Below are 25,939 nucleotides of genomic sequence, written 5' to 3' on the forward strand. Positions count from 1 at the left end.
CAGGTCTCGGGACACAGCTGGGACACAGGCGGGGGTGCGGGGGCGCCCTGATTGGTACCGGGCGGGCCTCATCCGGGAAGATGGGGTCATGACCGCCCAGATTCTCGATGGCAAGGCCACCGCAGCTGCGATCAAGTCCGAACTGGCCGTCCGCGTGGCGGCCCTCAAGGAGAAGGGCAGCACCCCCGGACTCGGCACCGTCCTGGTCGGTGACGACCCGGGCAGCCAGAAGTACGTCGCGGGCAAGCACCGCGACTGCGCGCAGGTCGGTATCGCCTCCATCCAGCGCGAACTGCCCGCCACCGCGACGCAGGACGAGATCGAGGCCGTCGTCCGCGAGCTCAACGAGGATCCCGCCTGCACCGGTTACATCGTGCAGCTCCCGCTGCCCAAGGGCATCGACGAGAACCGCATCCTCGAGCTGATGGATCCGGCCAAGGACGCGGACGGCCTGCACCCGATGAACCTCGGCCGCCTCGTCCTCAACGAGCCGGCCCCGCTGCCCTGCACGCCGAACGGCGTGATCACGCTGCTCCGTCAGCACGGCGTGGAGATCAACGGCGCGGAGGTCGTGGTCGTCGGCCGTGGCGTGACGATCGGCCGCTCGATGCCGCTGCTGCTCACCCGCCGCTCCGAGAACGCGACGGTGACGCAGTGCCACACCGGCACGCGCGACCTGGCGTACCACCTCAAGAAGGCCGACATCATCGTGGCCGCCGCGGGCGTCCCGCACCTGATCAAGGCCGAGGACGTGAAGCCGGGCGTCGCGGTCCTGGACGTCGGCGTCTCGCGCGACGAGACCGGAAAGATCGTCGGCGATGTGCACCCGGACGTCTACGAGGTCGCCGGGTGGATCTCGCCGAACCCGGGCGGCGTGGGCCCGATGACGCGCGCCCAACTGCTCGTCAACGTCGTCGAGGCGGCCGAGCGCGCCGCCGCTGCCGCGAGCTGACCGGGAAGAGGGCGAGCCCATGAGCGTAGGCGCGAAGGGCGGGAACGGAGCGGCGTCGGCGTCGTCCGGGCCGGACGACGCTGACGAGAGCGGGGCCGCGGCGTCCGAACCGCAGGCTGCCGAGTCCGAGTCCGAGCCGAGGGCCGGGGCGTCCGAGCCGCAGACCGAGCCGCAGTCCGAGGGCCAGACCGCTGGACACGGCGGCGCGGCCGGCCCGAACGGGCAGGCCGAGCGGGCCTCGCGGCGGCCCGAGCAGGGAGCCGGGGCGTCCGAGTCGCAGGCCGACGGGCAGGCCGGCGCGCAGGCCGAGGGGCACGTCAGCGCGGTCGGTGCCGACGGGCAGGTCAAGCGGACCTCGCGGCGCTTCCCGCTGTTCACCCGCGACACCGCGCGGCCCGAGGGCGGCGGCCGTGCCGCGAGCGGTGACGCGCCCGCGCCCGCCCGCCAGTGGCCGCTGCTCGTGGTGATCGCGACGGTGGCGATCGGGCTGCTGCTCACCGCACTCGACGTGTTCCGCGTCGGGACGATACTGATCGGCGTCGCGCTGATCGGGGGTGCCGTGCTGCGCTGGGCGCTGCCCGACGTCGGCATGCTGGCGGTGCGTTCGCGCTTCACGGACATGGTGACGTACGGCGTCCTTGGCGTCGCCATCGTGCTGCTCGCGCTGATGGCACAGCCGAAGCCGTGGCTGGAGATCCCGTTCCTCAGCGACACGCTGCACCGCACGATCACCACCTGAGCGAGCGCACACGGCGGCCCGCACTCTCCCCCTATGAGTGCGGGCCGCCGTGTCGTCCCATCCCGGAAACTACCGGCGGCGCGGCGGCCCCGTCGTCCCGTCACGGGTTGACGTTCGGCCGCACCCGGCGCGGTAGCCTGCCGGTTCCTGCAACTTCCGCTGTACCGCGGAAGTTTGACGTTCGGTTGCCCGCCCCGGCGCTACGCTGCGGCGATGCGGATCCGCCCTCTCGTCGCCGACGTGGCGATCGCGGCCGCCCTGACGACGGTCGCCGTACTGCTCGGGCAGGAGTCGGCGCGCCAGGGGTGGCCCGAACTCGACGCGCCTGGCCATGCGTTGGTCGTCCTCGCCAATGTCCCCGTGGTGTTCCGGAGCAGGGCGCCGCTCGCGGTGCTGCTCCTCGTCCACGGGGTGTGGATCGGTTATGTCGCCGCCGGCTACTGGCCCGTGGTGAACACCTTCGCGCCCATGCTCACCGTCTACACGGTGGCCTCCCTGCGGCCCGACCGCGTCTCCGTGCCCTGCGCCGCGCTGATGAGCGCCGTCTGGATCTACGCGGGCCTGGTGAGCGACGGCGCGTCGATGGCGTCCGTCGTCGGGCAGGCCGTCGGATTCGCCCTCGTGCTGTGGCGGTTCGGACATGTGGCGCGCAGGTCCGCCGAACTGGCCCGCCAGTTGAAGCGCGAGCAGGACGAGCGCGCGCGGCGCGAGGTCGCGGAGGAACGCGGGCGCATCGCACGGGAGTTGCACGACGTCGTCGCCCATCACATGTCGGTGATATCCGTGCAGGCGGGCCTCGCGAAGTTCGTCTTCGCCTCCGACCCGGCCACCGCGCACGCCGCGCTCTCCACCATCTCCGGCACCAGCGGCGAGGCGCTCGAGGAGCTGCGCCGGATGCTGCGGGTGCTGCGGGCACAGGAGGACGGCGACGAACCGCCCGACGCGCCGATGCCGGGGCTCGCGCGGCTCGGCGAGATGGTCGAGCGGGTACGGGCCGGGGGAGTCGCCGTCGAACTGCGCATCGAGGGGACGCCACGGCAGCTGGCCCCTGGCGTCGAACTCTGCGCGTACCGCGTGGTCCAGGAGGCGCTCACCAACGTACTGAAACATGCTCAGGGCGCCGCCGCGGTCGTCGAACTCCGTTATGAGCGGCACCACGTGACGGTTTCGGTCACGGACGACGGGGAGGGGGTGATTCTGGACAGAGTGGGCGGGGGGAGCGGCCACGGCTTGATTGGGATGCGGGAGCGGGCCAAGCTCTACGGCGGGACGATCAGCATCGGCCCGCTGAGCGAGGGAGGGTTCGCCGTGCGCCTTACCCTGCCGACATCGGCGCAGGCCGCACCGCAGGGGGACGGCGCGACTTAAATGACCAGGGTTCTCGTCGTCGACGACCAGTTCCTCATCCGGGCAGGCCTTGTGGGGCTGCTGCGTGCCGCGCCCGGCGTCGAAGTCGTCGGCGAGGCGGGCGACGGCGCCGAGGCCGTCGAACTCGCCGCGGAGACCCGCCCCGACGTCATCCTGATGGACATCCGAATGCCCGGCATGAGCGGCATCGTGGCCACCGAGAAGATCCTCGCCGAGGCGCCCGAACCGGCCCCGCGCGTCCTGGTGTTGACCACCTTCGACCTCGACGAGTACGTGTACGGGGCGCTGCGCGCGGGAGCCTCCGGCTTTCTGCTCAAGGACTCGGGGCCCGAGCGGCTGCTCGCCGCGGTGGCCGCGGTCGGCTGCGGCGACGCGCTGTTCGCGCCCAGTGTCACCTGCCGCCTCGTCGAGGCGTTCGCCCGGCAGGCCGGTGCGGACGGTGCGCCGTCCCAGCCTCCGCCGGATCTGCAGGCCTTGACGCTGCGCGAGGTCGAGGTCCTGAAGCTGATCGCGCGCGGCCTGTCCAACGCGGACATCGCCGACCGCCTCTACATCAGCGAGGCCACCGTCAAGACCCATCTCAACCGCACGATGAGCAAACTCGACCTCGACAGCAGGGCGCAGGCCGTGGTGGTGGCGTACGAGACGGGACTCGTCACGCCGGGCGACGCCCGCTGACCCCGGACGCGTGAAGCGGCGCCCGTCCTCTCCCCCGACGAGGACGGGCGCCGCTGCGGTGGTGTGGGACTGCACTGCCGTGGTCAGCGGCAGTTGACCCACTTGTTGGAGAGGATCTTCAGCTTGTGGTCGGCGTTGCCCTTCTCGCCGCGGGGCTGCGTGCCGATGTACTTCGTGTAGTTCTTGCCCGCGTAGAGGGCCACGTCGCACTTGCGGCCGTTGTTGTAGCCGGACCAGGAGCCGCCCGCGAACACGGCGAACCTGGACAGGTCCTTGTTGTTGTACTGGACCTTCTGCATCCGCCCGGTGAAGTTCTTGCCGGACCAGACGCACAGCCAGCCCTTGGGACAGTCCGACGCCCCCTTGGCCTCGACGCCGGCCGGAGCCGCGGCGCCCCCTGTGCTCGCCATCGCCACGCCGCTCGCCGACCCGCCCATGAGGGCGAGCGAGGCGATGCCGATGCCGACGGTCCTGCGCGTTGCCGTGATGTTCATGTCTTCCCCCGAAGAATTCACGGTGATGTGGAGGGCGGCGCGGGGTGGACCGCGCCGCCCGTTGTGCACTGATGACGATGGGGGACGGCGGGCGCGGACCGCCAGATCCGCCGGTGCGATCAGGCACGCGCGGGACGTCCCGGGCGCTGACCTGCGGGTCCCTGGTGCGTGGGACGGCTTGGGCGGGACGGCTTGGACCGGCCGGATTCGGCAGGACGCAGGAACTGGCGCCGGGCGTTCGGGCATCCTCTACTTCAGGGACTGAAGGACATGGGGTGGAACATGTCTCGATGGAAGGAACTGCCCGACTCGCTTGACCCGCGGGTGCGGCAGTTCGTCGTAAGGCTGCGCAGGCTCAAGGACCACAGCGGTCTCGGCCTGGCGGCGTTGGCATCCCGGACGGGGTACAGCCGTTCGTCCTGGGACAGGTATCTCAACGGCAGGTCACTGCCTCCCGCGGAGGCCGTCGAGGCGCTCGCGCGGGCCTGCGACACCGAACCGGCGCCGCTCCTCGCGCTGCGTGAAGTGGCCGCGGAGGGCTGGGGCGTAGACGTAGACGTAGAGGTGGATGTGGACACGGGCGCGGGCGCCCCGGCGGGGGAGACCGCCCCGGCCGTGCGCCGCCCGGTCCCCTGGCTCGCGATCGTCCTTTCGAGCGTGTGCACGGCGCTGGTGATGCTCGCGGTGTTCGCGCTGCTCGCGCCCTGGGAGGAGGAGAGCGACGGCAAGGGGGACGACAAGCCGTTCACGGGTGAAGCCCACCCGGAATTCGGCGAGTTCGAGTACAAGCCGGGCAAGACCTATGAGTGCGAGGTGCGGCGCGACGACAACGGCCTGCTGTACGCGGGCTACAGCCGCACGCGCACGGAACTGATCGAGCGGTTGTCCACCCGGTGGTCCGTGGTGGAGGCGCAGTGCCTCCTGGAGCACCGCGAGGCATCGCCCGGAGTCGCCGACGGCGCGTTCGGCAACAACACCGAGCGCGCGGTGAAGCGGATCCAGGACAAGGCGAACATCGCGGTCGACGGCAAGATCGGCCCCGATACGTGGAAGGTGCTGCGCAAGTGACCAGGCAGGAACCGCCGTCGGAGTGTGTACGTCTCGCCGAGGCGCTCCGCGAACTGCGGGCGGCCGCGGGGCTGAGCCTGGCCGCGCTCGCGGCGAAGACGCCGTACAGCAAGTCGTCGTGGGAGCGCTACCTCAACGGAAAGACGCTGCCGCCCCGGCAGGCCGTCGAGGAACTGTGCGTCCTCGCGGGGGAGCGGCAGGACCGGCCGCTCGCCCTGTGGGGTCTCGCGGAGTCCGCGTGGAGGGGCCGCGCGGGCGTGGGCGGGGCGGGGCCCGCCGGAGCGCGGCGCGAGGAGCCGCGTGACGTGGCCGACGCGCACACGCCGGATGCCGACGGTGAGCCGGACCCCCCCCTGCGCGGGGGCTGGCGGTCCACCGGGTTCCTCGCCGGGGCGCTCGGCGGTCTCGCCGCCGTCGCGGCAGGGGTGCTCCTGGTCGTCTGGGGCTTCGGCGGCAGTGGCACGGACGCGGAGGGCGCCCCGACCACCGCCAACTCGGGCCCCGCGCCGGGCTGTTCGGGCGACTCCTGCACCGGCAAGGACGCGGAGGCCACCCGCTGCTCCGGCGCGGCGAACCCGCCCGGCACGCTGGCCGAGCACCGCTTCGGCGGCGGCACGGTCGTCAAGGTGCGGCGCTCCGTGGAGTGCGGGGCGGTGTGGGCCCGGATCGACCGGGGGCGGGTGGGTGACCGGGTCGAGATCGTCGCGCCGGGCATCGGCACCCAGCAGACCGAGGTGCGGGACCGGTTCGACGAGGAGGGTTCGCTCTCGACGCCGATGGCCACCGCGCGCCGTGCCGCGCTGCCGGACGTGCGGGGCTGCCTGGTGCGGGACGGTGAGCGGCAGTGCTTCGGGACGGCTGACGAATAGGACCCGGTCACGCTGACAAACAGGCCCCGGAAAACAAGACGGCGCCCGTCCTCTCCCCCGTGGGAGGACGGGCGCCGCCGGTCTGTGGGGCCGCTTTCAACGAGTTCCAGCGTCATGCCCGCGCCAATTCCGTTCAAGGGATGCCTTGCCCCTGTGGCACGGAGGTGACCATTCCGCAACGGTGTGCGAAGCCCGCAACAGGTGCCGACCGGGTGCGGAGGGAACCACTTCGGGCCGTCCGACCGTCATGTGGGCAAACTGGGCACATGCTGGGGGTGAAGCATGAGTGCTGCCTGGCGGCCGCTGCCGGAGGGACTTCCCCCGGAAGTGCGGCACTTCGTGGAACAGCTGAGGCTGCTCAAGGACCGCACCGGCCTGAGCCTGGTCGCGCTCGGCAAGGAGACCGCGTACAGCAAATCCTCCTGGCAGCGCTACCTCAACGCACAGCAGCCACCGCCCCGCCGGGCGGTCACGGCGCTGTGCGAGGTGGCGAAGGAGGACAGCGAACGGGTCTGTGCGCGCTGGGAGTTGGCGGTGCGCGTGTGGCCGCGGGGCACAGCGGGGGGCGCGGATTCAGCCCCGCGCGTCGTGCTGAGCAAGGAGGGCAAGCGCGCGAAGCCGCGCAAGCGCGCCGCGTGGACGTGGCGTTCGATCGCCGGTCTCACCGCGTTCCTCGTCCTCATGGTGCTGCTGGAAGGCCTGCTGAGGAATCTCATGAGCTAGGGCCGCCACGGAGTGACGGCCCCAGTCGGGGGTGCGGGTGGAATCGGGGGTGCGTGAAGTCGGGGATCAGCCACGCCAGTTGTACGCGGCCTTCTTCCACTCGCCGCCGATCTTCACGTAGTACGTGCTGCCGAGGCGCTTGAAGGTGACGTCGTGCTTGTAGCCGCTGTAGGTGACGCGGCCGTTGTACCCCGGGCCGTCCAGGTAGTCGTCCGCGACGCCGAACGTCTCCTTGCCAGCGATTCCGTCGACGTCCTCCACGTCCTCGCGCTGCTGCCACCACTTGGTGGCCGACTCGGTCTTGCGGCCGAAGCTGCCGTCGATGTCCCACTTCTTGAACGTGTGCCGGTTGCCGTTGCTGTCCTTCCACTTCGCCCCGTCCGCGTACAGGACGGTCTGCCAGAGCCGCGTGGCGTTGCTGTTCGCGTGGCTGTGGCGGGACAGGTCGCCCTCGTCGCCCCAGTCGTTGTACGCGGCGCCCTTGCCGTCGATGACGTGCGGACCGCTCGCCTGTGCGAGCGATGCCGTGCCCCCGAGCGCGAGCGCGGCCCCCGCCGTCACGGCGATCGCCGAGCCGAGCAGCCGCTTCGACCTGCCCTTGCTGATGCGCATCTGATCCCCCCTAGGTGGTGCGTTGACCCCTCCGATGCTGCCTTCCGGCCGCCGCTCACAAAAGGGTCAACAGGCGCATTCGGGATGCTTTGGGACGTCCCGGGCCGCTACCTGGGGTTCCGGATTGTGATGCGGGACAGCGGTGGGACACTGGACGCCGGCCCGCGGGGAGTGCGACGGTGCACGCCAGTGGCCCGAATGCTCCCGTGCGCCCCCAGTCTGGGAACTGACATCCTGACTTCTGGCATCCCTCTGGGTAGTCCATGACAGGGGTGGCGGGGGGCTGCCCCCTTGGCAGGGCAGGGGGCTTCACGCGCGGGGGCAAGTAGGCACGTACGGGGGGAATAGGGGGAGTAATGCCTCGTTGGAAGGCGCTACCGGATGAGCTTGATCCGGAGGTCAGGGAGTTCGCCAATCAGCTGCGCAGGCTCGTCGACCGCAGTGGTCTGAGCATTGCCGCGGTGTCGGACCGCACCGGGTACAGCAAGACGTCGTGGGAGCGCTATCTGAACGGGCGGCTGCTCGCCCCGAAGGGTGCGATCGTCGCGTTGGCCGAGGTGACGGGCACCAACCCCGTTCACCTCATCACCATGTGGGAGCTCGCGGAGCGCGCCTGGAGCCGCTCCGAGATGCGCCACGACATGACCATGCAGGCCATCCGGATCTCCCAGGCGCGGGCCGCGCTCGGGGAGCTGGGGCCGAACCCGCCCAAGGGCAAGGGCAAGGGCGGTCCGGGCACGGCGCGGGGCGGCTCGGCGGGCGGCACAGGCACCGATGTCGACGCCGGTGGCCGTGGCGGCCGGAGCATGACGGGGGTCGCGGGCCCGGCGGGCGTCGCGCCCACGGCGCCTCCGCAGGCCTCGCCGTCCGGCGCGGGCGTGGCAGCGGGCGCGGGAGCCGGTGCGTACGGGGCTGCTTCCTCGTACGGCGTCGGGGACGGCGGCCGGGGGCCCGTCGCCGCGCCGCCCGGCACGCAGGAGCCGCGCCGCGGCGGGGATTCGCCCGACGGGCAGCGGCGGCGCAGGAAGCTGACGATGTTCCTCGCGGGGACGGTCGGCGCGCTCGTGGTCATAGCCGCGGTCGTCTTCCTGACGGACTTCGGCAAGGGCGACAAGGGCGACGAGGGCGCGAAGCCGCCGGCCTCGCCGACCACGAGTGACACGGATCTGCCCGCGGGCGTCGAGTGCAGCGGCAAGAGCTGCACCGGCAAGGACCCGGAGACGATGGGCTGCGGCGGCGAACTGGCCAAGACGACGACGCGCGCGACGGTCGGCAAGGCGCTGATCGAGGTCCGCTACAGCCAGACCTGCGGGGCCGCGTGGGCGCGGATCACGCAGGCGGCGGTGGGGGACAAGGTGACGATTTCGGCCGGCGCGGGCGCCAAGCAGGCGGGGACCGTGAACGCGGACTTCGACGCGTACACGCCGATGACGGCCGTGAAGGACGGGGCGTCGGCGGAGGCGTGCGCGACGCTGAAGTCGGGCGTCACCGGCTGCACGAAGTAGGCGGACGCTTGGCCCACCCATTCCGCCGGGCGGATCGCCTGCCCACAACGACGCACGGCTGCCGGGTAATCGGGTGGGCGGGCGGGAGAAATCCGCCGCGAAGCGGCGGCTCAATCCGTACGCATGGATCCCAGGCGCCCGGGAAGGCGCGCAAGTACCCCCACGGGATGGGTCACACCCCCGGGCGGCCGTCACGCTCCCCCTCCTGAGGTGGCGGCCGCCACCATGTGCGCCGGGCCACACGGACCCGGCGCACCGCCCCGCCCGAGGCGGTATAGCCTGACTCCGGATCTCTCTTGATGCCAAGAGATCGATCATCGAGAGGCGATCGAAGAGGCGTCGGCAGGGGATCCAGCACAAGGGGCAGGGACCCCCACCGCCAGCTGTCTTACGGAGATCGCCATGACCCGCACTCCCGTGAATGTCACCGTCACCGGCGCGGCCGGCCAGATCGGCTACGCACTGCTCTTCCGCATCGCCTCGGGCCACCTGCTCGGCGCGGACGTGCCGGTCAACCTGCGCCTTCTGGAGATCACGCCGGCGCTGAAGGCCGCCGAGGGCACCGCCATGGAGCTCGACGACTGCGCCTTCCCGCTGCTGAACTCCATTGAGATCAGCGACGACCCGAACGTCGCCTTCGACGGCGCGAACGTCGCCCTCCTCGTCGGCGCCCGCCCCCGCACCAAGGGCATGGAGCGCGGCGACCTGCTCGAGGCCAACGGCGGCATCTTCAAGCCGCAGGGCAAGGCCATCAACGACAACGCCGCGGACGACATCAAGGTCCTCGTCGTCGGCAACCCGGCCAACACCAACGCGCTCATCGCGCAGGCCGCGGCCCCGGACGTACCGGCCGAGCGCTTCACCGCGATGACCCGCCTCGACCACAACCGCGCGCTGTCGCAGCTCGCGAAGAAGACCGGCACGTCGGTCTCCGACATCAAGCGTCTGACCATCTGGGGCAACCACTCGGCGACCCAGTACCCGGACATCTTCCACGCGGAGATCGCCGGCAAGAACGCCGCCGAGGTCGTGAACGACCAGGCCTGGCTCGCCGACGACTTCATCCCGACCGTCGCCAAGCGCGGCGCCGCGATCATCGAGGCCCGTGGCGCGTCCTCGGCCGCCTCCGCCGCCAACGCCGCCATCGACCACGTCCACACGTGGGTCAACGGCACGGCGGACGGCGACTGGACCTCCATGGGTATCCCGTCGGACGGTTCGTACGGCGTTCCGGAGGGCCTGATCTCCTCCTTCCCCGTCACCACCAAGGACGGCAAGTACGAGATCGTCCAGGGCCTGGAGATCAACGAGTTCTCGCGTGCGCGCATCGACGCGTCCGTGCAGGAGCTCGCCGAGGAGCGCGAGGCGGTCCGCGGCCTCGGCCTCATCTAGTACGTCATCGCGTACGTCTAGTACGTCATCGCGTCCGGCTCTGCCCGTACGCGCGTTCGTCCACTGCGCCCCCGGAAGCCGCTCGATCGGCAGCCGGGGGCGCAGTGCGTCCGGTCCGGTACCCGAGGGTGACCAGTGCCGCCGCGGCCACCACCGTGAGCCCCACGACCCGCAGCGCCGCCTCCATCCCGGAGCTGAACCCCGGGTGCGAGGCGAGGACCGTCCCCGTGACGGCGACCCCGAGCGCGGCCCCGATCTCCCGCGCCGACGTCCCGAGCCCCGAGCCGAGGCCCGCCTGGTGCGGTGGCAGCGACGAGACGACGCCGAGGGCGAGCGCGGGCATGGAGAGACCCGTGCCCGCCGAGATGACGAGCAGCCAGCAGGCGTACACCGCGTAGGGCGTGCCTTCGTGCGCCGTTGACGCGCCGAGCAGGCCGAGCCCGATGAGGAGCAGTCCGCCGCCGACCAGCGGTCGTGGCCGATTCGACCAGCGCGCCGCGAACCTGGGGACCAGGATCATGCCGACCGTGAGCGGCACGATGGCCAGGCCCGCACGGGCGGCGCCGTACCCCTTCACGTACTGCAGATACTGCGAGTTGACGTAGAAGAGCGAGAAGAGACCGAAGAAGGACGCGGCCGTTCCGAGCGTCGCGGCCCGCAGCCGGCGGGACCCGAAGACCCGCGGGTCGAAGAGCGGCGAGCGGGAGCGCAGGGCGTGCCCCGCGAACGCGGCGACGAGCGCCGCGCCCACCCCGAAGGCGATGGCGATGCGCGCCGACGTCCAGCCGTGCGCCGGGCTCTCGATGATGCCGAAGAGCACCGCGACAAGACCGCCGGTCAGGAGCGTGGCGCCGAGGGGATCGATGGCGGCCCCGACCGACTTCTCCGTACGGGGAGTTGTGCGCGCCACGGCCAGGGCGAGCAGCGCGGCGAGCGGCACCATGACCCAGAACAGGGCGCGCCACGGCAGATACTGGCCGATCAGGCCGCCGACGGCATTGCCCGCGAAGCCGCCGAGCCCGGCGGCGAGCGCCCAGGAGGCGACCGCGCGCGGCCGGTGCTCGGGCGATGCGGTGCGCACCAGGATCGACATGGTCGCGGGCATGATCAGCGCGGCGCCCGCGCCGGAGACACCGCGTCCGGCGATCAGCGGGACGGGCCCTGTGGCGAGCGCGCTGACCGTGGCGCCCGCGGCGAAGAGGCCGAGCCCGCAGAGCAGCGCGCCCTTGCGTCCGTAGCGGTCGCCGACGGCGCCTGCGGGGATGAGCAGCCCCGCGAAGACGATGACGTACGCGTCGACCGTCCACAGCAGTTCGCTCGACGACGGGTGGACGGACGACGAAGTCAGCTGCGGGATGAGGAGGTTGATGGCGGCGACCATGCTCTGCGCGACGAGCACGCAGGCACAGAGGGTGAGTTCGGCCGAGCGCTTGAGCTGCTTGAGCGGCACGGCCTGGTTTCGGGCAGGCGAGGGCAAGGCTCCTCCAGGGAGCGTCGTGGCGTGGTGTGGGATGCCCTGTCACCGTAGGCTCGCCGCCTACCTGATCTCCAGTGCAACCTTTGCAAGGGGTAAATGCACGTGACGCATTCAGAAGAGGCCCGTTCCAAAGTGGCGCATTCCGAAGTGGCGCATTCCGAAGTGGCACCGTCCGACCCGGGCCGGGGCCTCGACCTGAACCTCCTGCTCGCCCTCGACGTACTGCTCGACGAGGAGAGCGTCTCCGGCGCCGCCCGCCGTCTGCATCTGTCCGAGCCCGCGATGAGCCGCACCCTGGGCCGCATCCGCAAGGCGCTCGGCGACCCCGTCCTGGTGCGGGCGGGGCGGCGGATGGTCCCCACCCCGCACGCGCTCGCCGTCCGGGCCGAGGTGAGCGCCGTGGTGGAACGCGCCCGCGCCCTGTTCGCCGGCCCCGGCGCGGCCGATCTGCGCACCGTGTCCCGCACCCTCACCGTCCTCGGCAGCGACGTGATCGCCGCCGCGTACGGCCCCGCGCTCTTCGCCCGCGCCGCGGCCGAGGCCCCCGGCGTACGCATCCGGTTCCTCGGCGAGAGCCATGTGGACGCTCCCGTGCTGCGCGAGGGCACGGCCGATCTGGAGGTCGGGGTGATCGACACGGTCGCGCCCGAGGTGCGGATCGAGCGGCTGCACGACGACCGGATGCTGGGTGTCGTACGTCCCGGACACCCCTTGCTGCACGGCGAGTTGACGCCCGAGCGGTTCGCCGCCGCCGATCACATCACGGTCTCCCGCAAGGGCAGACTGCACGGCCCGCTGGATGCCGCGCTCGCCGAACTGGGCCTGGAGCGACGGGTGGTGGGCAGTGTCGGCACCTATCCGTCCTCCCTCTTCGTGCTGCTCCGCACCGACCTGGTGGGTCTGGTCACGTCCTGGGCCCGGCCGCTGACCGACACCCTGGGCCTGGTCACCTTCGACGTCCCGCTCGACCTGCCGCCACTGCGCCTTGCCATTGCCTGGCATCCCCGGCACGACGCGGATCCGGCGCACGCGTGGCTGCGGGGGTGTGTGCGGGATCTCCTTGAGGGCACCTGAAATCTCCTTGAGGTCACCTGAACGAGTGCCGGGAATTCACCTGTCCGAGCGGCGTGCCCCCCTTCCCGCGGCCACCGGGCGCACACTCCGTCTAGCCTCCAATTCCGATTGATACCAACGGAGTTGGCGCCATGGCAGGTAACACCGAGGCCACCAGACTGCTGTGTGCCGGCGTCCACCTGGACGCGGTGTTCCGCGGCCGGGTCGTGTCCGAGCTCGTCGACCACGCGGAGCGCCCCGTCGCGCCGCCGTTCGGGGCCGATGTGCTTCCGGTGCTCGCGCACGCGCTGCGGGCCCGGCGCGAAGAGGTGACCACCGCGCTGCTCCTGGCAGCGGTGTGGATCGGGTTCCTCGTCACCGACGCGGTCCTTGCCTGGGACGCCCTTGAGGACTCCCAGGGCGGCGATTCCGGAGTGTCCGGCGCGGACTTCGTACTGCTCGCCCTCGACCCCGAGGCGTTCGGCGCGCCGATCCCCGGCACGTTCGGCGGCGTGGTGCCGGGCGGCTGGGCACTGTCGTACGCGGTGGTCGTCCTGCTGCTGTGGCTGGCCCGGGTGTTCTCCGGCAGGGGCGCCGACGGCAGCGTGCTGCGGAAGGTGAACCTGCCGCCGATCCTGTCCTGGCTGCGGCGCCGGATCGGCTGGCTGGTGACGGGGTTCGCGTGGTGGTGCGCCGCCTCGTACACGGTCTTCGCGGTCATCGAGATCAAGGAGACCCGGACGCCGTACCCACTGATCTTCCCGCTGCTCATCGCGGCCGTGGTGTGGCGGCACCAGTACCTGCGCAAGCGCATGCTGCGTACGCGCCTGGCACGGCAGACCTTCGCCGAGACCGAGCAGCCCGCGCTGCCCGCACGCTTCAGCCGCATCGCCGACTGCATCCGCCGCGAACAGGACGCCAAGGTCACCCTCTACGACGCGAACCGGCCCTTCCTGGGCGCAGGGAAGCCCCGTGAACCGTGGTCCGTCGTGCTCGAACTGCAGCGCGCCGACACGGAGCCGGACGGCGGCCTGCCCAAGCAGCGCGCGTACGAACCGCTCTCCGCGCGCGAGGTCATCGAGATGATCCGGCCCCGTCTGAAGGACCTGCGCACCTCCGCCAAGGCCACGAGCGTGGACCGGCTGCGGGACCTGGAGATCGAGGAGTTCGTCTATCTGCCCGCGGGCGCGGGCCGTGCGGAGCAGGTCTACACAGGCCAGGGGTACGACACCGCGGGCGTCTACGACACCGAGCAGACCGAGCGGCACATCGCCAGGGCCGCGGGCGAGGGCGGCGAGGCGCGACGGCACTTCCTGCGCATCAGGGTCGGCGCCTGGAACGAACAGGTCGTCGTCTCGCTCCTGGTCAGGGTGCACACCCAGGGCGGGATGCTGGTCCTCGAAGTGGTGCCGCACGTACTGGGTCCGATCGTCCCCGAGTTCCGCGAGGTCGACACGATCGTGGCGCGTGAACCGGAGGGCCCCGTCCGCGACGCCCTGCGCGCCTGCGTCGACGGGCCCGCGGCAGGCGTGGCGGTCGGCATCGCCGCCCTGCGCGCGCTGCCCTCCGCCGGCACCTCGTTCCGGCTCTGGCTCGCACAGCCCGAAGGGCCCGTACCCGCGCCGCGCGCCGCCCGCATGCTGCGCGCCCTGTGCTCCCGGCTCGGCCTGGGCGGCCCGGCCCAGGCGCCGCCGGACGCCCCGCTGGTCTCGCTGCGCCAACTGGCGAGCACCGACGAACTCTCCCTCTTCCAGGAGATGGACGTCGCCCGCTACATCCGAACCCTCCAGGACCGCATCGGCGAGGGCGTACGCGACGCGCTGCAGGCCGGCGGCTTCCGCACGGACCGCCTGGAACAGAACATCACGCAGATCAACAACAGCGGGGTCTACATCAAGGAGATGTCCGGCGGCGCCCTCGCCACCGGCACCCACGGCCGGGCCACGCACACCGAGAGGAGCACGGCATGAGCGGCGACGGGGAGAGCGGCGGCGGCGCGCACGTCCAGATCGGTTCGATCACCGGCGGCTCGCAGGCCTTCGGCTCGCACGGCAGGGCCGATTCCACCAACTACTCGGTGGTGACGGCCGATCCGCACCACCAGCACCTGCTCACCCAGGTGCGGGCCCTGCGCAGTGCGCTGCCCGAGGCGGCGGACCGTACGCCCGACGAGGCCGCGCTCGACGCCGAACTGGACGAGGTGGAACGGGAGATCGGCCGCAGCGGGCGCAGCGACGGCGGGCTGCTCACACGCCTGCGCGGTCGGCTTGAGCAGTACACCGCGGCCGCCGCGACGGCCGCGTCCGTCACGGCGGTCATCCAGGCGATCGCCCAGATCACCGGCTGAGGAAACGGCCGTGCGGATCTTCGACGCCGACCGCCAGGAGTGGGTCGGCCACGATCAGGAGCAGCGGATCGCCGAGCTCCACGACCGGGACGCGGTGCGCCAGGACAAGGCGCTGCGCGGCGCGGTGTCGGTCCTCGCGGTCTGCGCCCTGGCCTTCGGCGGCTGGGCGCTCGGCTGGAAGGACGAGCCGGAGCCGAGGGGGTACTTGGCGGTTCTCGAACCGCCCGTGGTGAGCCCGGAGGATGCCCCGTCGCCCTCCGCGTCGGGCGGTCTGCCGGTCGGATACGAGACCGTGCAGGACGAGTTCGGCTACCGGCTCGCCCTGCCGTCCGACGGCTGGAGCCGCGCGACGGGCGGCTCCCAGTACGGCCCGGAGGTGGTCAACTACCGCAGCGCGGACGGTAGTCGGCGGCTCCAGATCTACGAGGTGGAGGAGGAGAGCCCGTACGCCTCGCTGGACCTGTGGCTGTCGGACGTGGCCAAGCCGGCCGGCTTCCGCCAGCTCTCCGAGGTGACCCGCACGGTCGACGCGGGGCGCCCTGGCGCCCGACTCACCTACCAGGCCGACCATTTCAAGGGCGAGCCCGGCAACGGCACGTGGTACGCCATCGACCACCGCTTCGAATCGGTGGACGGCCGGATCTACGCCCTTGCCGTGTACGGCGCCGACGCGGACGGCAGGGAAGACGAGGAGGAGCTCATGGCCACGGCCCTGGCGTGGTTCTGCCCTCCGGACGAGATCTGCGCCCCCGGCTGATTGCTGTTGTCAACGTACTCGCCGATGTAGTACTTCTTATATATGAGCGAGCAAGTGCACAACAGGTTGGCGATGGTGCGCGCGGAGCGAAAGGTGTCGCGTCAGAGCCTGGCCGAGGCAGTGGGGGTCCACTACCAGACCATCGGCTACATCGAGCGCGGGCAGTACAACCCGAGCCTCGACCTGGCGCTGAAGATCGCGGAGTTCTTCGGGCTGCCGGTGGAGGCGTTGTTCTCGCTCCGGCCGTTCCGCCCGCTCACGGATGAGGTCTACGGGAGGAGTCAGGGATGATGACGGACCAGCAGGCGCGGGAGATGACCGGGTACGACCGGCGGATGTTCGCGCTCATGAACCGGCGGGAGGCGGCGTCCCTCCACGCCACCGCCGGGCGCAGGCGGCTCGCGGTCGGCGTGCACATCGCGCTGACCGTGGCGAGCGTCGCGGCCTGGCTGCTGACCGTCGTGGGCGATCAGCGGTGGGCGATGTGGACGATGCTCGCCCTGATCCTGCCGTGGTGCTTCGCCACCGGCGTCATCAACGGCGCGACGCGCGGCCTCCTCGAACTGCGCGAGCGTGCACTCGACGAGCGGCAGCGCGCGGAGAAGGCCCGTGTCGCCGCTCGCGCGCGGGGGCTCACGCATTGGCTGCTGCTCGCGGCCGCCGTCGGTGCGGGCGTGGTCGCGCTCCAGGGCCGGGACACCGAAGGGCTGCTCTTTCCCGTCCTGTTCACCCTGTTTGTCCTGCACTGGCTGATGCCGCTGTGGGTGGCGGGGCTCGCCGTGCAGGACGAGCCCGAGGACCCCGAGGGCCCCGAGGTGTGAGGGGAGCGGTCGCTCAGGAGTCGGCTGCCGGTCCGCCGTCCCGGACGCCCTGCAGCTGCGACACGTTCACCGAGTCCTCGTCCGAGGGCGTGTCCTTCGGCACCGGCTTGTCGTACTCGGACAGCGTCAGCGTCGAGTCGCTCCCTTCCCCCTTCTCCGTGGCCCTGACCAGGTACGGAGTGCCCTCGGCCGCGACGTACATCGTGGTGGTCTTGCCGTCGTCCCTGCCGGTGACGGGGATGACGTCGGTGCCGTCGACCTTGGTCCGCTCGCCCTTCTTGAGCGTCGACTCGTCGCCCGACTCGTCCCGGACCTCCTTCTGGATCTCCTTCAGGTCGCAGACCCCGGCCATGTCCTTGAGCAGGGCGTCACTGGTGGTGCCGTAGAGATAGCGGTCCCCGATGATGTCGGCCGCGGCCTCGCCCTGGCCGCCGGGGAGCTGTGCCTTCCAGAAGGCGGCGTCGGGCTTCATCCAGACCCTCTCGCCCCGTTTGATCAGCTCCAGGCTGCCGCCGTCGTCCGCCATGGTCAGTGACCCGACGCAGTTGTCGTCCTGGTCGAGGGTCAGCTCCATCGTGGCGGGCTCCTCGTCGTCGAGGTCCTTGCCCTTCTGCTCCAGTTCGAGATGGACGGACTTGGCGTCGAGCAGTTCCTTCTCCGCCTTGTCGGAGATCTCCCGCGCGCTCAAATCCTCCGTGTCGGCGAGCGCGACCGCCGGGGCGGCCAGGAGTGCGGCCGCCGTACAGGCCGCTGTTCCCCACGCCTGCTTCCTGGAAATTCTGCGCATTACGCCACCTCCAGTGACAAACCCCTCTTCGAGCGTACGTTTCGCCCCGAGTGCCTGCACGGGCAGTGACACAGCGCACTTTCGGCCATGTAATACGCATGGTTTCTTCACCCGAGGGCAGGTGGACCCGGCTACCGCGAGTGACAGGCGGGGCATATGACAGGAACGGAAGGCAAACGGGACGTGTCCGCACAACAGACCATCCATGTGGGCGGAGAGTGGCTAAGCGCCCTCTCCGGCGCCACGCGCGAGATCCTCGACCCGGCGGATGCCAAGCCGTTCGCAGTGATCGCCGAAGGCGGCACCGAGGACGCCGACGCGGCCATCGCCGCCGCCCGCGAGGCCTTCGACCACGGAGCGTGGCCGCAGACTCCGGTCGCCGAGCGTGCCGCGCTCCTTCGCCGCGTCGCCGACCTCCTCGTACGCGACCGGGAAGAGATCGGGCTCCTGGAGAGCCGCGACGCCGGCAAGACCCTCGAAGAGGGCCGCGTCGACGTGGACTGCGTCGCCGACGCCTTCCGCTACTTCGCCGACCTGGTGATCGGCGAGGGCGCGGGCCGTGTCGTCGACGCGGGATCCGACGACATCCACAGCGTCGTCGTGCACGAGCCCATCGGCGTCTGCACGATGATCACGCCCTGGAACTACCCGCTCCTGCAGGCCAGCTGGAAGATCGCCCCGGCGCTCGCCGCGGGCAACACCTTCGTCATCAAGCCGAGTGAGATCACGCCGCTGACCACGGTCGCGCTCATCGAGCTGCTCGTCGAGGCCGGCCTCCCTGCTGGTGTCGCCAACATCGTGACCGGTCCCGGCCACACCGTCGGCGCCCGGCTCTCCGACCACCCCGACGTCGACCTGGTCTCCTTCACCGGCGGCCTCGTCTCCGGCACCAAGGTCGCCCAGGCCGCCGCGCTCGGCGTGAAGAAGGTCGCCCTCGAACTCGGCGGCAAGAACCCCAACGTGGTCTTCGCCGACGCCTGCGCCACCGAAGAGGGCTTCGACACCGCCGTCGACCAGGCCCTCAACGCCGCCTTCATCCACAGCGGTCAGGTCTGCTCCGCCGGTGGCCGCCTCATCATCGAGGAGTCCGTCCGCGAGCGCTTCGTCGCCGAACTCGCCCGCCGGGCAAGCAGGATCAAGCTCGGCCGGGGCACCGAGGACGGCGTCGAGTGCGGTCCGCTCGTCTCGCAGCAGCAGCGCGAGAAGACCGAGATGTACGTCGCGTCCGCCCTGGAGGAGGGCGCGGTGCTCCGCTCCGGCGGCAAGCGCCCCGAGCCGAGCGACGCCCGCCCCGCGACCGGCTACTTCTACGAGCCCACCGTGCTCGACCAGTGCCACCGCGAGATGAAGGTCGTACGCGAAGAGGTCTTCGGCCCGGTCCTGACGGTCGAGACCTTCCGCACCGAGGACGAGGCCGTAGCGCTCGCCAACGACACCGAGTACGGTCTCGCGGGCGCCGTGTGGACCACCGACGCCGGTCTCGCGCGCAGGATGGCCCGCCGCATGCGCCACGGCACCATCTGGATCAACGACTTCCACCCCTACCTGCCGCAGGCGGAGTGGGGCGGCTTCGGCAAGAGCGGCGTGGGGCGCGAGCTCGGACCCGCCGGGCTCGCCGAGTACCGGGAGTCCAAGCACATCTACCAGAACCTGGCGCCCGCGCCGGTGCGCTGGTTCGCGGGCTGAGCCCTCGATACGTACGACCGCTCATTACGCGCAGAACGTTGGAGTAACCGCATGTCCCAGACCGAGTACGACTACGTCATCGTCGGTGGCGGCACCGCAGGATCGGTGATCGCGTCCCGGCTGACCGAGAACCCGGACGTCACCGTCGCCGTCATCGAGGGCGGCCCCAGCGACATCGACCGCCAGGACGTCCTCACGCTGCGCAAGTGGCTCGGCCTGCTCGGCGGCGACCTCGACTACGGCTACACCACCACCGAGCAGCCGCGGGGCAACTCGCACATCCTGCACAGCCGCGCCAAGGTGCTCGGCGGCTGCTCGTCGCACAACACCCTGATCTCCTTCAAGCCGCTGCCGTCCGACTGGGACGAGTGGGAAGAGGCCGGGGCCACCGGCTGGGGCGCCAAGGCGATGGACCCCTTCTACGGCAAGCTGCGCAACAACGTCGTACGCGTCGCCAAGAAGGACCAGAACCAGATCGCCACCGACTGGGTCGAGGCGACGAAGACCGCGCTCGGCGTCCCCGAGGTCGTCGGCTTCAACGACAAGCCCTTCGACGAGGGCGTCGGCTTCTTCGACCTCTCGTACCACCCGGAGAACAACAAGCGCTCCTCCGCCTCGGTCGCCTACCTGCACCCCCACATGGAGGCCGGTGACCGCCCGAACCTCCATCTCTTCCTGGAGACCTGGGCCACCAAGCTGGAGCTTGAGGGCAAGACCGCGCGCGGCGTCCACATCCGCACCAAGGACGGCGCGGAGCAGCTGCTCACCGCCCGCCGCGAGGTGCTCGTCTGCGCGGGCGCCGTCGACACCCCGCGCCTGCTCATGCACTCCGGCATCGGCCCGGCCAAGGACCTCGAAGCCCTCGGCATCCCGGTCGTGCACGACCTGCCGGGCGTCGGCGAGAACCTCATCGACCACCCCGAGTCGGTCATCGTCTGGGAGACCAACGGGCCGATCCCCGGCAACTCCGCGATGGATTCGGACGCCGGTCTCTTCGTGAAGCGGGACCCGGACCACAAGGGCCCGGACCTGATGTTCCACTTCTACCAAATCCCGTTCACGGACAACCCGGAGCGGCTCGGCTACGAACGCCCCGAGCACGGCGTGTCGATGACGCCGAACATCCCCAAGTCCCGTGCGCGCGGCCGTCTTTACCTCACCTCGGCGGACCCCGAGGTCAAGCCCGCCCTCGACTTCAAGTACTTCGAGGACGAGGGTGACTACGACGGGCAGACGCTCGTCGACGGCATCAAGCTGGCGCGCAAGGTCGCGCAGGCCGAGCCGTTCGCCAAGTGGCTCAAGCGGGAAGTGTTCCCCGGCCCCGACGTCACCGACGACGCCGAGATCAGCGAGCTCGTGCGCAAAGCCGCGCACACGGTGTACCACCCCGCAGGAACCTGCCGAATGGGTGCCTCCACTGATGAACTCGCCGTGGTCGACCCGGGTCTGCGGATCCGGGGACTCGAAGGAATCCGAATCGCGGACGCATCCGTCTTCCCGACGATGCCGGCCGTGAACCCGATGATCGGAGTGCTCATGGTCGGGGAAAAGTGCGCGGAACTGCTGACCGGGAGTGATGTCCGATGACCACCACCACTGACAAGACGCCCGCGACCGAGTCCGCGGCACCCGTGTTCACCGTCCGGGACCTGTGGAAGGTCTTCGGCCCCAAGGCCCAGCGGATCCCGGGCAATGCCGAGTACGCGGGTCTCTCCACGGCCGAGCTGCGCGAGCGCACCGGCTGCACGGCGGCCGTCCGGGACGTCAGCTTCGACGTCCAGCGCGGCGAGGTCTTCGTCGTCATGGGCCTGTCCGGCTCCGGCAAGTCCACGCTGGTGCGGACCCTGACCCGGCTCATCGAGCCGACCAGCGGATCCATATCCATGGACGGCACGGACGTGCTCGGCATGGACAAGAACCAGCTGCGTGAACTGCGCCGCCACAAGGCCGCGATGGTCTTCCAGAACTTCGGCCTGCTTCCGCACCGCACGGTCCTCGACAACGTCGCGTACGGCCTGGAGATCCAGGGCGTCGGCAAGGCCGAGCGCCGCGCCAAGGCCATGGAGGTCGTCGCCAAGGTCGGCCTCGAAGGCCTGGAGAACCGCCGCCCCACCCAGCTCTCCGGCGGCCAGCAGCAGCGCGTCGGCCTGGCCCGCGCCCTGGCCGTCGACCCCGAAGTGCTGCTCTTCGACGAGCCGTTCAGCGCGCTCGACCCGCTGATCCGCCGCGACATGCAGGAAGAGGTCATCCGCCTGCACCGCGAAGAGGGCCGCACCATGGTCTTCATCACCCACGACCTGAGCGAGGCGCTGCGCCTGGGCGACCGCATCATGCTGATGCGGGACGGCGCCATCGTGCAGCTCGGCACCCCCGAGGAGATCGTCGCCAACCCGGCCGACGACTACGTCCGCGACTTCGTCCAGGACGTGGCGCGCGAGCAGGTCATCTCCGTACGCCGCGCCATGCGCCCCGCCGTGGGCGACGAGGCCGATTCCGGTGCCGCGATCGGCCCGGACACGCTGGTCGTCGACGCGATCGAGGCCGTCGCGCGCAGCGGCGAGCACTGCCGCGTCGTGGACGGCGGCCGCACCCTCGGTGTCGTCGACCACGAGCAGCTGCTCGCGGTGGTCGCGGGCCTCGACAATGACCCCCAGGACAAGGAGGTGGCGGCTGTATGAGTGTCGCCCCGTCTCCGGTACTGGAGAAGAAGGACAGCGTGTCCCCGCCGGGCCCCACTGAGGGCCCCGGGCCGCTGGCCGCTCTCGTGCGCAACCCCAAGGCCATCGCGCTGCTCGTCGCCGTGCTCGTCGCGGTCGTCTCGGCTGCCGTCACCGCGAACGGCGTCTGGCCATCCGACCTGACCTTCGACGTGCGCTCGCCGCTCGACGACGTCAACACGTGGATGGCGCAGAACCGCGACCGCCACTGGATCTTCCTGTACTTCCTGCTGCACATCAGCAACACCTCGGAATCCGCGGTGGAGGGTGTGCTCAGCGGTCTGGAGAGCCTCGGCTTCATCGGGGTGACCGTCGCCGCCGTACTCATCTCCTGGTACGCGGGCGGGGCCGGCCTGCGCCGCCGCTCGCTGACCCTCGCGGGCACCGCCTTCGCCACCTTCGCCGTGATCGGCGTGCTCGACGTGTGGGAAGAGGCGATGGAGACCCTCGCCCTGATGGTGGTCTGTGTGGCCGTCGCGGCGCTGGTCGGCGTACTCCTCGGACTCGCGGCCGGACTCTCGGACCGCGCCGAGCGGATCCTGCGGCCGGTCTTCGACACCATGCAGGTCCTTCCGGCCTTCTCCTATCTGCTGCCCTTCGTGATGATGTTCGACGTCGGCACCCCGGCCGTCTTCATCTCGACCGTCATCTACGCATCCCCGCCGATGGCCCGGCTCACCTCGCTCGGCCTGCGCGGCGCCGACGCGGCCGCCCTGGAGGCCTCGCAGTCGCTCGGCGCCAGCGCCTGGCAGCGGCTGTGGACGGCCCGCCTTCCGCTGGCCCGCAAGCAGATGCTGCTCGGCCTCAACCAGACGATCATGATGTCGCTCTCGATGGTCGTGCTCGCCACGGTGGTCGGCGCCGGCGGTCTCGGCGACCCGATCTTCACGGCGATCTCCACCCTCGACGTGGGTCTCGCGGCCCCGGCGGGCATCGCGATCGTGCTGATCGCCGTCTGGCTGGACCGCACGACCGCCGGGTTCGGCGCACGCGTCGACGACTCGGCGCCCCCGCGCAGCGCTTTCGCGACGCGCATCCTGTGGGCTGCCATCGCGGCGCTTGTCGCGGGTGCCACCGTGCTCGGCCAGGCGCTTGGCCGGACCGAGTGGCCGGAGAACTGGATCGTCTCCATCTCCGAGCCGGTCAACGACGTCGTCGGCTGGGTCGAGCGTGAGTTCAGCTCCGGCGTCCCGGTCGTCGGCGGCACCCTCACCTGGGCCAGCGGCTTCACCCGTGGCGTCATCAACCCGATGTTCGACGCGCTGCTTGCCACTCCCTGGTGGGCGCTGCTCCTGGTCGCGGGTGTCCTGGCCTATCTGGCCGGCCGCTGGCGCGCGGCGGTCACCGTGGTGCTCGCGCTCGCCGCGATCGGTGCGATGGGGTTGTGGAACCGCTCGATGGACACGCTCTCGCAGGTGATCGCCGCTCTGGTGGTCACGCTGGTCCTGGGCTTCGCCATCGGTGTGCTCGCGGCCCGGGTCGCCTGGGTGGAGCGGGCGATCCGTCCGGTGCTCGACACCATGCAGACCCTGCCGGCCTTCATCTATCTGATCCCGATGATCGCGCTGTTCAACAACGACCCCTCGGCCGGTGCGGTGGCAGCCGTCATCTATGCGCTGCCCGCCGTCATCCGCATCACGGCCCAGGGCATCCGCCAGATCGACCCCTCGGCCCTGGAGGCGGCCCGCTCGCTGGGTGCCTCCACCGGCCAGCAGCTCTGGCAGGTCCAGCTGCCGCTGGCCCGGCCCGCACTGCTCGTCGCGCTCAACCAGGGCATCGTCCTGGTCCTCTCGATGGTCGTCATCGGCGGCATCATCGGCGGCGGCGCGCTCGGCGTGGACGTGATCAGGGGCCTCACCAAGGGCGATCTCGGCCTCGGCATGACGGCCGGTATCGCGATCGTCTGCCTCGGGCTGGTCCTCGACCGCATCTCCCAGCCCGGCAAGGACGTCAAGGAACGCGCACTGCGCTGACGTACCCACCCCCCCCGGATCCCGCTCTCCTGCTACGTAAGGGAACAGTCTCGTGAACCACAGCAAGCGGATACGCACTACCGTCATCGCCGGTCTCGGCGCCGCCTCCATGGTCGCGCTCAGCGCCTGCAGCGCCGCCGACACCAAGTCCTCCGGCAGCTCCGACGAGGTCACCATCGCGGTCCCCTCGTGGGTCGGCGCACGCGCCAACGCCGAGGTCGCCAAGGTGCTCCTCGAGGACGAGGTCGGCGTCAAGAAGGTCGACCTCAAGCAGCTCGACGAGCCGATCGCCTGGGACGCGCTGAACAACGACAAGGCCGACGCGATCCTGGAGGACTGGGACGGCCAGCCCAAGAAGCAGAAGCTCTACATCGACCAGAAGAAGACGGTCGTCAAGGGCGGCGACCTGGGCGTCACCGGCCACATCGGCTGGTACGTGCCGAAGTACTACGCGGACAAGCACCCCGAGATCCTCGACTACAAGAACCTCAACAAGTTCGCCAAGGACTTCAAGAGCGACCGCAGCGGCGGCAAGGGCGAGTTCATCGGCGCGGCCCCCTCGTACACCACGTACGACGAGTTCCTGATCAAGAACCACAAGCTGAACTTCAAGATCAAGGACACGGGCAACGAGGCGGCCCAGATCAAGGAGATCCAGGGCAAGTACGCCGCCAAGAAGCCCTTCATCACCTACTGGTGGGAGCCCCTGTGGGCGAACGCCGACATGGAGATGGTCGAGGTGAAGCTGCCCGAGTTCAAGGAGGGCTGCAACGAGCCCGAGGCCAAGACCGAGTGCGGTTACGCCAACACCCCGCTGCAGAAGTACTTCAACGCCGACTTCGCCAAGGACGGCGGCGACGCCGCGAAGTTCCTGAAGAACTTCAAGTGGACGACCGAGCAGCAGAACGAGGTCGCCATGTCCATCGCCAAGGACAAGATGAGCGGCGAGGCCGCGGCCAAGAAGTGGGTCAAGGAGAACAAGGACGTCTGGGAGTCCTGGATCCCGAAGAAGTGACGTAACTGCCGTACGCGACGGTGCCGGTGCCCATTCAAAGGGCCCCGGCACCGTCGCGTTACCCACCCGGCGTATTGCACTTTCGTGCAATTGTGGGGCCCGATCTGCCGCGCCTACCTTGGGCTGTGTTCATGCCAAGCCTGAAGAGAGATGGTAGACGCGTATGAATCTCCCTCGTCGAGTGAGTACGCGAGTGTGCGCACTCGCCGTCGGTGCCGCCGTCCTGACGCCGATGATGGGCGTCGGGTCGGCGCAGGCCAGCCCGTCACCTGCCGCAGCGGAGAAGTCCGATGTGGCCGCCAAGGCCGGATTCCACACCAAGAAGGGCACGCTCAAGTGCCGTAAGAGGGGCGAGACCGCCTGGATCTGGGACTCGGCCGTGGGTGCGTCGCGGGTGTCGTGGAAGCCTGCCGGCGGCAGGCTGGTCTCCAGGATCTGGAAGCACGATCCCAGCGGTGCCTCGACGCGGACCATTCCGACGTGGCGCAAGTCCGTGAAGTGGAAGGTCACTTCATCCTGGGGAAACCCGAACAACCTGAACAAGGTGTACGGCTACTGCAGTTCGCAGGGCTGGCGGGTCGGAAAGGCGTCGGACAAACTCAAGCAGAAGAAGTCCGGCACCAAGACCTGCCCCGCGGGGAAGACGGTCTATATCTCCTCCGCCGGAATCGGCAACATCAAGCACCGGTTCAAGTCGACGGGTGGCGGCGCGCTGCGCACGCACAACTTCGGCGGTTCTCAGCAGGTTCTGGTGACGGACCGCGCAACACCCACCGAAATGCGTTCGGTGAAGTGGCGGGTGGAAGCCTGGAGCATCAAGGACCAACTCCCCGATGCCCAGACCGGCCGGGTCAAGCTCTCCTGCATCAGCAAGTACTGACGCCGTTCCGGGCTCCCGTCGTACGG

Annotated in this window: 25 protein-coding genes; 21 read left to right on the forward strand and 4 right to left on the reverse strand. The window is 70.5% G+C overall.

From position 1 onward, the window contains the following. Positions 1-88 precede the first annotated feature (88 nt). The 4 genes from AB0G47_RS14835 to AB0G47_RS14850 all read left to right on the forward strand — a co-directional run bounded on the left by AB0G47_RS14835 (position 89) and on the right by AB0G47_RS14850 (position 3,737). Positions 89-952, forward strand: coding sequence for a bifunctional methylenetetrahydrofolate dehydrogenase/methenyltetrahydrofolate cyclohydrolase (locus tag AB0G47_RS14835; RefSeq protein ID WP_360768749.1), 864 nt, complete (start codon positions 89-91; stop codon positions 950-952). Positions 953-971: 19 nt separating this feature from the next. Next, positions 972-1,691 (forward strand): DUF3017 domain-containing protein, encoded by a 720-nt coding sequence (locus AB0G47_RS14840; protein WP_360768752.1) that lies wholly within the window; start codon positions 972-974, stop codon positions 1,689-1,691. Between the two features lie 213 nt (positions 1,692-1,904). Further along, positions 1,905-3,059: a histidine kinase gene (locus AB0G47_RS14845; RefSeq protein ID WP_360768755.1), complete on the forward strand. Its 1,155-nt coding sequence runs from the start codon at positions 1,905-1,907 to the stop codon at positions 3,057-3,059. Continuing rightward, positions 3,060-3,737, forward strand: coding sequence for a response regulator transcription factor (locus AB0G47_RS14850; RefSeq protein ID WP_360768757.1), 678 nt, complete (start codon positions 3,060-3,062; stop codon positions 3,735-3,737). An 83-nt stretch (positions 3,738-3,820) separates the two neighbouring features. Here AB0G47_RS14850 and AB0G47_RS14855 read toward each other — a convergent pair whose 3' ends face one another. After that, positions 3,821-4,231, reverse strand: coding sequence for a peptidase inhibitor family I36 protein (locus AB0G47_RS14855; protein WP_360768759.1), 411 nt, complete (start codon positions 4,229-4,231; stop codon positions 3,821-3,823). A gap of 282 nt (positions 4,232-4,513) precedes the next feature. On the opposite strand from AB0G47_RS14855, the gene AB0G47_RS14860 reads away from it, so the two are divergent. From AB0G47_RS14860 to AB0G47_RS14870, 3 genes are all read left to right on the forward strand, one after another. Continuing rightward, a complete protein-coding gene (locus AB0G47_RS14860) occupies positions 4,514-5,299 on the forward strand; it encodes a helix-turn-helix domain-containing protein (RefSeq protein ID WP_360768762.1) in 786 nt (261 codons plus the stop codon). Further along, positions 5,296-6,168, forward strand: coding sequence for a helix-turn-helix domain-containing protein (locus AB0G47_RS14865; RefSeq protein WP_360768764.1), 873 nt, complete (start codon positions 5,296-5,298; stop codon positions 6,166-6,168). The genes AB0G47_RS14860 and AB0G47_RS14865 overlap by 4 nt, the downstream gene beginning before the upstream one ends. 282 nt (positions 6,169-6,450) lie before the next feature. Then, entirely contained in the window at positions 6,451-6,891 is a 441-nt protein-coding gene (locus tag AB0G47_RS14870) for a helix-turn-helix transcriptional regulator (protein ID WP_360768767.1), read from the forward strand. A gap of 66 nt (positions 6,892-6,957) precedes the next feature. Here the strand turns inward: AB0G47_RS14870 and AB0G47_RS14875 are convergent, their stop codons facing one another. Continuing rightward, positions 6,958-7,503 carry a peptidoglycan-binding domain-containing protein gene (locus tag AB0G47_RS14875; protein ID WP_360768769.1) on the reverse strand — a complete coding sequence of 182 codons (546 nt, stop codon included), beginning with the start codon at positions 7,501-7,503 and terminating at the stop codon, positions 6,958-6,960. A 356-nt stretch (positions 7,504-7,859) separates the two neighbouring features. On the opposite strand from AB0G47_RS14875, the gene AB0G47_RS14880 reads away from it, so the two are divergent. Then, a complete protein-coding gene (locus AB0G47_RS14880) occupies positions 7,860-9,008 on the forward strand; it encodes a DUF2690 domain-containing protein (protein ID WP_360768771.1) in 1,149 nt (382 codons plus the stop codon). A 402-nt stretch (positions 9,009-9,410) separates the two neighbouring features. Next, positions 9,411-10,400, forward strand: coding sequence for a malate dehydrogenase (locus tag AB0G47_RS14885; protein ID WP_360768774.1), 990 nt, complete (start codon positions 9,411-9,413; stop codon positions 10,398-10,400). Positions 10,401-10,425: 25 nt separating this feature from the next. Here the strand turns inward: AB0G47_RS14885 and AB0G47_RS14890 are convergent, their stop codons facing one another. Next, positions 10,426-11,850 (reverse strand): MFS transporter, encoded by a 1,425-nt coding sequence (locus AB0G47_RS14890; RefSeq protein ID WP_360769040.1) that lies wholly within the window; start codon positions 11,848-11,850, stop codon positions 10,426-10,428. 174 nt (positions 11,851-12,024) lie between these two features. On the opposite strand from AB0G47_RS14890, the gene AB0G47_RS14895 reads away from it, so the two are divergent. The 6 genes from AB0G47_RS14895 (at position 12,025) to AB0G47_RS14920 (ending at position 16,855) form a co-directional block, all read left to right on the forward strand. Further along, the gene (locus AB0G47_RS14895) at positions 12,025-12,951 is read left to right on the forward strand and encodes a LysR family transcriptional regulator (protein ID WP_360768777.1); all 927 of its coding nucleotides are present in this window, start codon (positions 12,025-12,027) and stop codon (positions 12,949-12,951) included. Between the two features lie 131 nt (positions 12,952-13,082). Next, positions 13,083-14,900 carry a hypothetical protein gene (locus AB0G47_RS14900; RefSeq protein ID WP_360768779.1) on the forward strand — a complete coding sequence of 606 codons (1,818 nt, stop codon included), beginning with the start codon at positions 13,083-13,085 and terminating at the stop codon, positions 14,898-14,900. After that, positions 14,897-15,277 carry a hypothetical protein gene (locus AB0G47_RS14905; protein WP_360768782.1) on the forward strand — a complete coding sequence of 127 codons (381 nt, stop codon included), beginning with the start codon at positions 14,897-14,899 and terminating at the stop codon, positions 15,275-15,277. Before AB0G47_RS14900 ends, AB0G47_RS14905 begins: the two co-directional genes overlap by 4 nt. Positions 15,278-15,287: 10 nt before the next feature. Beyond that, on the forward strand, positions 15,288-16,034 hold the full coding sequence (locus AB0G47_RS14910) for a hypothetical protein (RefSeq protein WP_360768784.1): 747 nt from the start codon (positions 15,288-15,290) through the stop codon (positions 16,032-16,034). 42 nt (positions 16,035-16,076) lie between these two features. Further along, entirely contained in the window at positions 16,077-16,325 is a 249-nt protein-coding gene (locus tag AB0G47_RS14915) for a helix-turn-helix transcriptional regulator (protein WP_266870156.1), read from the forward strand. Further along, entirely contained in the window at positions 16,325-16,855 is a 531-nt protein-coding gene (locus AB0G47_RS14920; protein WP_360768787.1) for a hypothetical protein, read from the forward strand. Before AB0G47_RS14915 ends, AB0G47_RS14920 begins: the two co-directional genes overlap by 1 nt. A 13-nt stretch (positions 16,856-16,868) precedes the next feature. On the opposite strand, the gene AB0G47_RS14925 is transcribed toward AB0G47_RS14920, so the two are convergent. Then, positions 16,869-17,642 carry a hypothetical protein gene (locus AB0G47_RS14925; RefSeq protein WP_360768790.1) on the reverse strand — a complete coding sequence of 258 codons (774 nt, stop codon included), beginning with the start codon at positions 17,640-17,642 and terminating at the stop codon, positions 16,869-16,871. 156 nt (positions 17,643-17,798) lie between these two features. On the opposite strand from AB0G47_RS14925, the gene AB0G47_RS14930 reads away from it, so the two are divergent. The 6 genes from AB0G47_RS14930 (at position 17,799) to AB0G47_RS14955 (ending at position 25,913) form a co-directional block, all read left to right on the forward strand. Further along, entirely contained in the window at positions 17,799-19,328 is a 1,530-nt protein-coding gene (locus AB0G47_RS14930; RefSeq protein ID WP_360768792.1) for an aldehyde dehydrogenase family protein, read from the forward strand. 51 nt (positions 19,329-19,379) lie between these two features. Then, complete coding sequence (locus AB0G47_RS14935) at positions 19,380-20,915, forward strand: GMC oxidoreductase (protein WP_360768795.1); 1,536 nt, start codon at positions 19,380-19,382, stop codon at positions 20,913-20,915. Next, positions 20,912-22,006, forward strand: a complete 1,095-nt coding sequence (locus AB0G47_RS14940) for a glycine betaine/L-proline ABC transporter ATP-binding protein (RefSeq protein ID WP_360768798.1) — start codon at positions 20,912-20,914, stop codon at positions 22,004-22,006. The genes AB0G47_RS14935 and AB0G47_RS14940 overlap by 4 nt, the downstream gene beginning before the upstream one ends. Beyond that, complete coding sequence (locus AB0G47_RS14945) at positions 22,003-24,018, forward strand: ABC transporter permease subunit (protein ID WP_360768801.1); 2,016 nt, start codon at positions 22,003-22,005, stop codon at positions 24,016-24,018. Before AB0G47_RS14940 ends, AB0G47_RS14945 begins: the two co-directional genes overlap by 4 nt. Before the next feature lie 109 nt (positions 24,019-24,127). Continuing rightward, positions 24,128-25,033: a glycine betaine ABC transporter substrate-binding protein gene (locus AB0G47_RS14950; protein WP_360769042.1), complete on the forward strand. Its 906-nt coding sequence runs from the start codon at positions 24,128-24,130 to the stop codon at positions 25,031-25,033. A 181-nt stretch (positions 25,034-25,214) separates the two neighbouring features. Further along, positions 25,215-25,913 carry a hypothetical protein gene (locus AB0G47_RS14955; RefSeq protein WP_360768804.1) on the forward strand — a complete coding sequence of 233 codons (699 nt, stop codon included), beginning with the start codon at positions 25,215-25,217 and terminating at the stop codon, positions 25,911-25,913. The last annotated feature ends 26 nt before the right edge of the window (positions 25,914-25,939 follow it).

The sequence above is a fragment of the Streptomyces sp. NPDC021622 genome, from assembly GCF_040640795.1.
Taxonomy (GTDB): Bacteria; Actinomycetota; Actinomycetes; order Streptomycetales; family Streptomycetaceae; genus Streptomyces.

Coding starts and splice junctions, on each gene's coding strand:
- AB0G47_RS14875 (WP_360768769.1), bottom strand. CDS start 7,503: ATGCGCATCAGCAAGGGCAGGTCGAAGCGGCTGCTCGGCTCGGCGATC.
- AB0G47_RS14860 (WP_360768762.1), top strand. CDS start 4,514: ATGTCTCGATGGAAGGAACTGCCCGACTCGCTTGACCCGCGGGTGCGG.
- AB0G47_RS14930 (WP_360768792.1), top strand. CDS start 17,799: ATGACAGGAACGGAAGGCAAACGGGACGTGTCCGCACAACAGACCATC.
- AB0G47_RS14905 (WP_360768782.1), top strand. CDS start 14,897: ATGAGCGGCGACGGGGAGAGCGGCGGCGGCGCGCACGTCCAGATCGGT.
- AB0G47_RS14885 (WP_360768774.1), top strand. CDS start 9,411: ATGACCCGCACTCCCGTGAATGTCACCGTCACCGGCGCGGCCGGCCAG.
- AB0G47_RS14845 (WP_360768755.1), top strand. CDS start 1,905: ATGCGGATCCGCCCTCTCGTCGCCGACGTGGCGATCGCGGCCGCCCTG.
- AB0G47_RS14935 (WP_360768795.1), top strand. CDS start 19,380: ATGTCCCAGACCGAGTACGACTACGTCATCGTCGGTGGCGGCACCGCA.
- AB0G47_RS14840 (WP_360768752.1), top strand. CDS start 972: ATGAGCGTAGGCGCGAAGGGCGGGAACGGAGCGGCGTCGGCGTCGTCC.
- AB0G47_RS14855 (WP_360768759.1), bottom strand. CDS start 4,231: ATGAACATCACGGCAACGCGCAGGACCGTCGGCATCGGCATCGCCTCG.
- AB0G47_RS14900 (WP_360768779.1), top strand. CDS start 13,083: ATGGCAGGTAACACCGAGGCCACCAGACTGCTGTGTGCCGGCGTCCAC.
- AB0G47_RS14950 (WP_360769042.1), top strand. CDS start 24,128: ATGGTCGCGCTCAGCGCCTGCAGCGCCGCCGACACCAAGTCCTCCGGC.
- AB0G47_RS14940 (WP_360768798.1), top strand. CDS start 20,912: ATGACCACCACCACTGACAAGACGCCCGCGACCGAGTCCGCGGCACCC.
- AB0G47_RS14915 (WP_266870156.1), top strand. CDS start 16,077: ATGAGCGAGCAAGTGCACAACAGGTTGGCGATGGTGCGCGCGGAGCGA.
- AB0G47_RS14880 (WP_360768771.1), top strand. CDS start 7,860: ATGCCTCGTTGGAAGGCGCTACCGGATGAGCTTGATCCGGAGGTCAGG.
- AB0G47_RS14945 (WP_360768801.1), top strand. CDS start 22,003: ATGAGTGTCGCCCCGTCTCCGGTACTGGAGAAGAAGGACAGCGTGTCC.
- AB0G47_RS14925 (WP_360768790.1), bottom strand. CDS start 17,642: ATGCGCAGAATTTCCAGGAAGCAGGCGTGGGGAACAGCGGCCTGTACG.
- AB0G47_RS14835 (WP_360768749.1), top strand. CDS start 89: ATGACCGCCCAGATTCTCGATGGCAAGGCCACCGCAGCTGCGATCAAG.
- AB0G47_RS14850 (WP_360768757.1), top strand. CDS start 3,060: ATGACCAGGGTTCTCGTCGTCGACGACCAGTTCCTCATCCGGGCAGGC.
- AB0G47_RS14870 (WP_360768767.1), top strand. CDS start 6,451: ATGAGTGCTGCCTGGCGGCCGCTGCCGGAGGGACTTCCCCCGGAAGTG.
- AB0G47_RS14920 (WP_360768787.1), top strand. CDS start 16,325: ATGACGGACCAGCAGGCGCGGGAGATGACCGGGTACGACCGGCGGATG.